2 protein-coding genes and 1 pseudogene are annotated in these 2,486 nt (G+C 35.8%); all 3 read right to left on the bottom strand.

Going from position 1 to position 2,486, the window contains the following annotated elements:
• Positions 1–300 precede the first annotated feature (300 nt).
• Positions 301–648, bottom strand: coding sequence for a DUF3796 domain-containing protein (locus BM241_RS13275; protein WP_025748327.1), 348 nt, complete (start codon positions 646–648; stop codon positions 301–303).
• Between the two features lie 743 nt (positions 649–1,391).
• A pseudogene (tnpC, locus tag BM241_RS12040) lies at positions 1,392–2,070 on the bottom strand (IS66 family transposase); the annotation flags it as partial.
• Entirely contained in the window at positions 2,024–2,209 is a 186-nt protein-coding gene (locus tag BM241_RS13270; protein WP_394328189.1) for an IS66 family transposase, read from the bottom strand. The gene BM241_RS13270 and the pseudogene tnpC, both read right to left, overlap by 47 nt.
• Positions 2,210–2,486 lie beyond the last annotated feature (277 nt).

Genomic DNA, 2,486 nt, shown 5'->3' with positions numbered 1-2,486 from the left:
AAAATTTCAGAATCAATGGTAATATTGTATTGAGCCATTTCTCATCCCTCCAGTTAGTTTTGGTTTTTACATTTTAATTCTAACCAGAGGGGTGGGGGTGGCTCAACCCCTTTTTACACAATTATATGGACTTAACTTAATAGACTTTCTCCAAACGTTTCCTATTTCCCTTCGATCCTTTAAAGTGTAATCTAAATCATAGAAATATTCCGACATGTGATGGGCCAATCTCTTTTCGTTTCCTCTGGGTTAATTATGTACCAATTAGTGATGCCTATTAGGGACTAGGGAAATAGAAGTTTAAGTCTTATTTCTTGTTAGTTTCTCGTGGTGCCTATAAAGTAAGTACGAATCTATGATAAATATTAAAGCAAAAACAATGCAAAATGTAGCTTTAAAAATCTCATAACTTACGTTGAATATCAGCATTATTAACATGAATGATAAGAAAAAACTAGTCACAACAAAACTGATCGAGTGAGCTTCTGCCATTTTGTTTTGAAGTTGTTTATCCTGTAAAATGTTAATATATCGACTAGTAAAAAAGTTAGAGAAAAAAGCAAAAAATGCAAAATACATATAAGATTTAAAAAATCCTAAAAAACCAAGAAAACCGAGAAAGCCTAACAACCAAAAGAATTTTTTCATACAAATTCCTCCCAACATGCATAATTATAACCTTATGTTAAAATTATACTAAATTACCAATATTTTTCACAATAAGAAAGATAGTTTGAAATTAAAAGAAAAATTAATAAAAAATATACTGCAAATGCATTAGGAGATAATATAATGATTTTTGCTAGTTCTGCTTTTTGGCTAAATTAAAACGAAAAGTAAATAGAAAACAATAGAAACTTTTAAATTAAAAAGAGACATAAAAAGCAAAACCGTAATGCTGTTTTTCGGTCAACTTTAAATTTCCTTGCTATTTCACTGATATTTAACCCTTTAAAAAAGAACGCATTTCTGATATCATCTATTTGGGTCATTGTGAGCATCCTCTATTTCTTCCTTGCAGTTAAGTTTTCTCTAACTACAAGGATAATTTATGGGTGCCTATAATAACCCTTTGCAAGTCTAAAGATTTTTCCTTTTCAACTTCGTCCATTCTTATTTTACCCTAAACAAAAAGTCGCATTTTTAATATTATCCTTAAAGCATTGTGTAGCTATCCATTACCCTCGAAAAAACGTAAGCGTAAAATAATACCCACCTTGACGAGAAAACATCATTTTGTGGGCACAAATTGCACAATCGGAATAAGAAAAACAGCTTAATTTCAAGCTTTTTCAAACTTTAACTGACAAACTGATAACTTAAACCGGCAATTATCAAAGTATCGCAATGAAAACAATCCCCACCTTATGTAAGGTGGGAACTTTCTATCTCTATTTCACCCTGCAACAGACTGGCAAGCTGGTTGACCATGGTAAAATCTCATCTAGCGCTTCCTTATCCTCTATATCCATATTCGGTAGCTTCTCAAACAAATACTTTAGATACTCAAATGGGTTTAACCCATTCTCTTTGGCAGTCTCAACTATACTGTAGATCGTTGCACTGGCTCTTGCACCCTTCGGCGTATTGCTGAATAGCCAGTTCTTCCTCCCTATCACAAACGGCTTTATTGACCTCTCGCTTATATTGTTATCTATCTCCAGCCTACCATCCAATAAAAATGCTGTAAGCTTATCCCACTGGTTTAGGCAATACCTAATAGCCCCACCTAACACGCTCTTAGGCAGTACCCTTGGCATATGGTATTTTAAATACGAATAAAACTCATCCAGTATCGGCTTGCTTACTCCGCTTCAATCGCTCTTCATACCTCTCCTCGGGTGTAACATCTCGAAGCTCCCGCTCAATTGCAAACAGCTTATTGCAGTAATCAAGCCCCTCCTTTGCCACACTCGCTATACCTTCACTCGTCCCAGGTATCGCCTTTAATGCTTCATCAAATTTTCTCCTTGCATGCGCCCAGCATCCCACTAATACTACATCAGGTATACCATTGTATCCTTCATAACCATCTACATGCAGATACCCTTTGAATCCTTCTATATCCCTTCCTCTTACGGCGCTTGTATGTTATCTCCTCTATAGCAGGCTCGGCAGCTTCTGCGTTCGATTCCTTCTCTGCTTCATTGAAAAAGCTGAGCTGTTCCCCCTCCCCCGAATTCGTCTTCTCGCTCGAACGCCCATACATCTTTTGCCGGCTTAAGCGAAACTGCTCTTCAAACCACCTCAATTTCACTTTAAGCTCCTCTATCTCCTGCTTTAAAAGGCTGTTCTCTTTCATTAACTCTTCAATTGTAACTGTAGCAGTTGACGTATTTTCCATGATATTTATTGTATTCGACATCAAATGCTAAAAACCTTCAATTCTTGTGAAAATTTTTAAAAATTCTTTATATTACCGTATTCACAGTCACTTTTTTGTGGGCACTTCTCTGCTCTAGTGACAATCCATCCAGTAACCATCT

Source organism: Caldicoprobacter faecalis (assembly GCF_900115765.1).
In the GTDB taxonomy this organism is placed as follows: Bacteria; Bacillota; Clostridia; order Caldicoprobacterales; family Caldicoprobacteraceae; genus Caldicoprobacter; species Caldicoprobacter oshimai.
This window is presented reverse-complemented; position numbering and strand designations above follow the sequence as displayed.